The organism is Rhodococcus sp. P3_B8, from assembly GCF_056402775.1.
In genome coordinates, this window is record NZ_JBFUGT010000345.1 from 1 (window position 1) to 6483 (window position 6483).

5 protein-coding genes are annotated in these 6483 nt (G+C 68.3%); 2 read left to right on the forward strand and 3 right to left on the reverse strand.

All coding sequences use genetic code 11. The features are described 5' to 3' along the window. The first annotated feature begins 57 nt into the window (after nucleotides 1-57). Entirely contained in the window at nucleotides 58-291 is a 234-nt protein-coding gene (gene secG / locus AC1D1G_RS39735; RefSeq protein WP_005241788.1) for a preprotein translocase subunit SecG, read from the forward strand. Between the two features lie 46 nt (nucleotides 292-337). Continuing rightward, entirely contained in the window at nucleotides 338-3094 is a 2757-nt protein-coding gene (gene ppc, locus AC1D1G_RS39740; protein ID WP_477956333.1) for a phosphoenolpyruvate carboxylase, read from the forward strand. Between the two features lie 321 nt (nucleotides 3095-3415). Here the strand turns inward: ppc and pgl are convergent, their stop codons facing one another. The 3 genes from pgl to zwf all read right to left on the reverse strand — a co-directional run. Continuing rightward, entirely contained in the window at nucleotides 3416-4159 is a 744-nt protein-coding gene (gene pgl, locus AC1D1G_RS39745; protein ID WP_005564790.1) for a 6-phosphogluconolactonase, read from the reverse strand. After that, nucleotides 4152-5063: a glucose-6-phosphate dehydrogenase assembly protein OpcA gene (gene opcA, locus AC1D1G_RS39750; RefSeq protein ID WP_009480448.1), complete on the reverse strand. Its 912-nt coding sequence runs from the start codon at nucleotides 5061-5063 to the stop codon at nucleotides 4152-4154. Before opcA ends, pgl begins: the two co-directional genes overlap by 8 nt. Then, nucleotides 5064-6483: glucose-6-phosphate dehydrogenase (zwf, locus tag AC1D1G_RS39755; protein WP_477956334.1), on the reverse strand; the 1420-nt coding region annotated here is incomplete at its 5' end.

Genomic DNA, 6483 nt, shown 5'->3' on the forward strand with positions numbered 1-6483 from the left:
CCTGTAGGGTGTACGAGGTCGTTGTTGTTCCTACTGGATGGGTGGACGTAGACAGACATGGAACTGTTCCTGGATATCCTGCTGGTGGTCACCAGCTTGCTGCTGATTCTGCTGGTGCTGCTGCACCGCGGTAAGGGCGGCGGTCTGTCCAGCCTGTTCGGCGGCGGCGTCCAGTCGAGCCTGTCCGGTTCCACCGTGGTCGAGAAGAACCTCGACCGCCTCACCGTCTTCACCGGCCTGATCTGGCTGATCGCGATCATCGGCATCGGCCTGGAGATCAAGTTCGGCTGATCGGCTTCATCATGCAGACGGGCCGTCACCGGTCGATACTGGATGAATGATCGAAACCCCACGTGAGGCCACTGAACCACTCCGCGAAGACATTCGGCTCCTGGGCGGCATCCTCGGTCAGATAGTGCGGGAACAGGCCGGGGACAGCGTCTTCGACCTCGTCGAGAAGGCCAGGGTCGAATCGTTCCGGGTTCGTCGTTCCGAGATCGACCGCGCAGATCTGGCGGACATGTTCACCCAGGTGTCCACGAGCGACACCATTCCCGTCATCCGGGCCTTCAGCCACTTCGCCCTGCTGGCCAATCTCGCCGAGGACATCCACCGCGAACGCAGGCGTGCCGTCCACGTCGCCGCCGGTGAACCCGCCCCCGACAGCACCCTGACCGCCACGTTCGCCAAACTCGACGCTGCGCACCTCGACAGCACCGTCGTCGCGGACGCGTTGCGCGGGGCGCTCGTGTCGCCGGTCATCACCGCCCATCCCACCGAGACCCGCCGCCGGACGGTGTTCGAAACCCAGTCCCGGATCACGGAACTGATGCGCTACCGCGAGCGCACCGCCCTGACCGAGACCGAGACGGCCGACGTCGACGTCCGGCTGCGGCGGCAGATCCTCACCCTCTGGCAGACCGCACTGATCCGGTTGTCGCGGTTGCGGATCCAGGACGAGATCGAGGTCGGCCTGCGGTACTACGACGCGGCACTGTTCGAGGTCGTCCCGAAGATCAACGCCGAACTGCGCGGCGCCCTGCGATCGCGGTGGCCGGACGCGGATCTGGGCCGGGAACCGATACTGCGCCCCGGCTCGTGGATCGGCGGAGACCGCGACGGCAACCCGTACGTCACCGACGAGGTGGTCCGGCAGGCCACCACCCGTGCCGCGGCCACCGCCCTCGAACACCACCTCGGGGAACTCGAGACGCTCGAGCGCGAACTGTCCATGTCGGCTCGCCTCGTCACCGTCACCCCCGCGCTCGACCTCCTGGCCGCGGCGTCGCAGGACGATTCCCCGTTCCGCGCCGACGAGCCCTACCGGCGTGCGATTCGGGGTATCCGGGGGCGTCTCACGGCCACCGCGCACCGCATTCTGGGTGAGGCACCCGACCACGGGCTCGACCTCGGGCTCGCACCCTACGACACCCCGCGGCAGATGCTCGACGAACTCGACGTCGTCGACGACTCCCTGCGGCGCGGCGGCGACGGCACCATCGCCGACGACGGGCTGGCGAACCTGCGGGACTCGGTGGAGGTGTTCGGTTTCCACCTCTCCGGACTGGACATGCGGCAGAACTCGGACGTCCACGAGACCGTCGTCGCCGAGCTGCTGGCATGGGCGGGCGTGCACGCCGACTACCCGTCGCTGTCCGAGGACGAGCGGGTGGAGTTGCTGTCGGCGGAGCTGTCCACCCGGCGCCCACTGACCACCGCGAACGCGGAGTTCAGTGAGCTGACCGCGAAGGAGCTTGCCATCCTCCAGGCAGGCGCCGACGCGGTCCGGACACTCGGTGCGGGCGCCGTGCCCAACTACATCATCAGCATGTGCACCTCCGTCAGCGACATGCTCGAGGCCGCGGTGCTGCTGAAGGAGGTGGGTCTGCTCGATCCCGGATCGGGGGAGGCGCCGTCCTGTCCGGTGGGCATCGTGCCGCTGTTCGAGACGATCGAGGACCTGCAGCAGGGTGCCGCCACCCTCGAGGCCACCCTGGAGGTGCCGATCTACCGGGCCCTGGTGACGTCGCGCGGCGACTCGCAGGAAGTGATGCTCGGGTACTCCGATTCCAACAAGGACGGCGGCTACCTGGCGGCCAACTGGGCGCTGTACCGCGCGGAGCTGGATCTGGTGGACGCTGCCCGCAAGACGGGAATCCGGTTGCGGCTCTTCCACGGTCGCGGCGGCACCGTGGGTCGCGGCGGCGGACCCAGCTACGAGGCGATCCTCGCGCAACCGCCCGGTGCGGTGGCCGGGTCGCTGCGGATCACCGAACAGGGCGAGGTGATCGCCGCCAAGTACGCGGAACCTCGCCTCGCGCAACGCAACCTGGAAACGCTGCTCGCCGCGACCCTCGAGGCCACCCTGCTCGACGTCGAGGGCCTCGGCGACGACGCCGAACCGGCGTACCGCATCCTCGACGAGCTCGCTGCGCTGGCCCGCCGCGCCTACGGCGAATTGGTGCACGAGACACCCGGATTCGTGGAGTACTTCGAGATGTCGACTCCGGTCGCGGAGATCGGGGCCCTCAACATCGGCAGCCGCCCGGCCTCACGGAAGCAGACCACGTCCATCTCCGACCTCCGGGCGATCCCGTGGGTGCTGTCGTGGAGTCAGTCCCGGGTCATGCTGCCCGGGTGGTACGGCACGGGTGCGGCGTTCGAGGAATGGACGCAGGGCGACCCCGAGCGGGTGGCCACGCTGTCCCGCCTGTACGAGAAGTGGCCGTTCTTCCGGACCGTGCTGTCGAACCTGGCGATGGTGATGTCGAAGTCCGACATGGGTCTCGCCGCCCGCTACGCGGAACTTGTTCCCGACGAGGAACTCCGCCGACGGGTGTTCGGCAAGATCGCCGAGGAACACGAGCGGACCATCCGGATGTACAAGGCGATCACCGGGAACGACACCCTGTTCGCCGACAACCCCGGTCTGGAGAGGTCGGTGCACAACCGGTTCCCGTACCTCGAGCCCCTCAACCACCTGCAGGTGGAACTGCTGCGCCGCTACCGGGCCGGGGACGACAGTGATCAGACGCGCCGCGGCATCCAGCTCACGATGAACGGGCTGGCGACCGCGCTGCGCAACAGCGGGTAGCTGGACGGGTTCCTTCGCCCCGCGAGAACTGCGTGAACTTTCTTGCGGGGCGGGGGAACCGAACCGTCCGTCGCTGCGTCAAAACGGGAAAGAGCACGAACGTTTCCGAGACGAATTGGGGCGACGGATGAGGCGCTGCGCGGGCAACCCTGACCATTGGCGCGGGGGAATCGGACGGCGGGGGACGAGCACGGCAAGCCCCCGTCGTGCCGGTCGGATCGTCACCGAATGCCGGGTCACCCGGTCACCGGTCGAGCGGGACCCTCGGTCGCCCGCCGGGTTACCGGCGGACGACGACGAGGACCCCGTCGGATGAGAGCGTCAGTTCGGCAGCCGGGACGCGGCCGACGTGTCGAGCAGCCACCGGGTCGCGGACAGCCCGCGGGCCCCGGACGCCGGGATCTCGACGGGGGGAGCGCCCGCGATGGCGGCGGCGACGGCCTCGGCCTTCGCGTCACCCGACACGACCAGCCACACCTCGTCGGCGTGCCGGACGGCGGGCAGGGTCAGCGTGACCCGCACCGGCGGCGGCTTGGGGGAGTCCGTCACCGCGACGACGAACCGGTGCTCCTCGCGGACCGCGTCGGTGTCGGGGAACAGCGAATTGACGTGTCCCTCACCGCCCATGCCGAGCAGGTGGACGTCGAAGACCGGGACCTGCTTGCCGCCGGCATGCGCCCCGAGTACCTGCGCGTACGCGACGGCGGCCGCCTCCGGATCGTTCTCGTAGATGCCGTCCGCGACGGGCATGGTGTGCACCCGGTCGGGATCGACGTCGACGTGGTCGAGCAGCGCGGCCCGCGCCTGCACGTCGTTGCGTTCCGGGTCGCCGGCAGGCAGGAAGCGTTCGTCGCCCCAGAAGATGTCGATCGCACGCCAGTCGATGTCGCCCGGGTTCTCCCGGACCTTCTCGAGCAGGCCGATCCCGGTGCCGCCGCCGGTGAGGACCACCGACGCCGTGCCGCGGTCCTTCTGGGCGGCGACGACGGTGTCGACGAACCGCTCCGCGGCCTTCGTCACCAGCGTGTCGGTGTCGGGGTGGACCTCTACGTGGATGTCACTCATACGTCACCTTCGTCAGCCCGGCGAGTGCGGTCTCGTAGACCTCGTCGGGGTCGAGTCTGCGTAGTTCTTCGGCCAGGCACTCGCTCGTTTCCCGCCTGCGAAGCGCGACCCGCGCATCGGGCTTGCCGGTGCGTGACAGCGTCGCCGTGGTACCCGTCTGGGGGCGGCTGATGGTCAACGCACCACCGTCGGCGAAGTTGATCTCCACGAACAACGGGCCGACCCGCCGGGTGACCGGGACGTCGACGCGGCTCGCCAACCACCCCGCGATCATGTCGACGGCGGGTTCGTCCACCAGTCCGGACACCACCGCCGACGTGATCGGCGAGTGCGGCGGCTGGTCGACGGCCGAGGTCAGGAGCGCACGCCAGTAGGTGATGCGACTCCAGGCCAGGTCCGAGTCACCGGACGAGTACGACGCCAAGCGGCTCTTGATCTCCGCAGCCGGATCCGCGCGATCGGTCGCGTCGGTGATCCGCCGGATCGCCAGCTTGCCCACCGGATCCTCGGCGGGAACCTCCGGGGCGGTCTCCGGCCACCACACGACCACGGGAGTGTCGGGGAGGAGGAACGGCACCACCACGCTGCTCTCGTGGTCGGCGAGTTCGCCGAAGAGGCGGAGCACGACGACCTCCGACGCGCCGGCGTCGCCGCCGACGCGGATCTGCGCATCCAGGCGGGGTTCCGCGTCACGGGACCCCCAGGCGACGACGATGACGCGGCACGGATGCTCCCGGCTCGCCTCGTTGGCGGCGTCGATGATGTCCTCCGAGTACTCACTGTCGCGGGTGCACACCACCAGCGTGAGTACTCGTCCCAGGGTCACCGCGCCGCCCGTCTTGCGCAGCTCCACCAGTTTCTTGTTGACCTGTCCGGTGGTGGTCGCGGGAATGTCGGTGATCATCTACGGCCTTCTCCATTCGCGACCGGTGCGGTGCATCATTTCGTCTGCCGACGGCGGGCCCCACGTGCCGGCCTCGTACGGTTCCGGCCTGCCGTCCGCGGCCCAGTGCTCGAGCACGGGGTCGAGGATTTCCCAGGACAGTTCCACCTCGGCGTTCACGGGGAACAGCGAGGGCTCACCGAGGAGCACGTCGAGGATGAGGCGCTCATACGCCTCGGGCGACGACTCCGTGAACGCCTGACCGTAGCTGAAGTCCATGTTGACGTCGCGGACTTCCATGCTCGACCCCGGGACCTTCGATCCGAACCGCATGGTCACACCCTCGTCCGGCTGCACCCGGATGACGAGGGCGTTCTGCCCCAGTTCCTCGGTCATCGTCTGATCGAACGGCAGATGCGGTGCGCGCTTGAAGATCACGGCGATCTCGGTGACCCGACGGCCGAGTCGCTTCCCGGTGCGGAGGTAGAACGGCACCCCCGCCCAGCGGCGGGTGTCGACCTCGAGGGTGATGGCCGCGAACGTCTCCGTGGTCGAGTCCTTCGAGAACCCTTCCTCCTCCAGCAGACCTACCACCCGGGTACCGCCCTGCCAGCCGCCCGCGTACTGGCCACGCGCGGTGGTCTCGTCGAGCGGCTGGGCGAGCCTGGTGGCGGAGAGCACCTTGATCTTTTCCGCCTGCAACTCGGACGGTTCGAAGCTGATCGGCTCCTCCATCGCGGTGAACGCGAGGAGTTGCAGCAGGTGATTCTGGATGACGTCGCGCGCCGCCCCGATGCCGTCGTAGTACCCGGCGCGTCCACCGAGACCGATGTCCTCGGCCATGGTGATCTGGACGTGATCCACGTAGTGGGCGTTCCAGATCGGATCGAACAACTGGTTCGCGAAGCGCAACGCCAGGATGTTCTGGACGGTTTCCTTGCCGAGATAGTGGTCGATCCGGAAGACCGTGTCCTCCGGGAAGACCTCGTTCACGACCGCGTTGAGCTCACGTGCGCTCTCGAGGTCGTGACCGAACGGCTTCTCGATGACCACCCGACGCCACTGGTCGTCGTTCGACTGCGCGAGACCGGCCTCGGACAGCTGCTTCAGAACGACCGGGAACGCGTCCGGCGGAATCGCGAGATAGAACCCGTGATTGCCGCCGGTCCCGCGTTCGCGTTCCAGCGTCCCGAGAGTGTTGGCCAGTTCCTGGAAGGCCGCCGGGTCGTCGAAGGTGCCCTTGACGAAACGCAGGCCCTCCGACAGTCGCTCCCAGACGTCCTCCCGGAACGGGGTGCGGGAATGGTCGCGGACGGCATCGTGGACGATCTTGCCGAAGTCCTCGTCCGACCAATCCCTGCGGGCGAACCCGACGAGAGCGAACCCGGGCGGCAGCAGACCACGATTGGCCAGATCGTAGATGGCGGGCATCAACTTGCGC

Bases quoted from the DNA above. Each gene is read 5' to 3' on its own strand.
- pgl (WP_005564790.1), bottom strand. From the start codon at position 4,159: ATGAGTGACATCCACGTAGAGGTCCACCCCGACACCGACACGCTGGTG.
- ppc (WP_477956333.1), top strand. From the start codon at position 338: ATGATCGAAACCCCACGTGAGGCCACTGAACCACTCCGCGAAGACATT.
- opcA (WP_009480448.1), bottom strand. From the start codon at position 5,063: ATGATCACCGACATTCCCGCGACCACCACCGGACAGGTCAACAAGAAA.
- secG (WP_005241788.1), top strand. From the start codon at position 58: ATGGAACTGTTCCTGGATATCCTGCTGGTGGTCACCAGCTTGCTGCTG.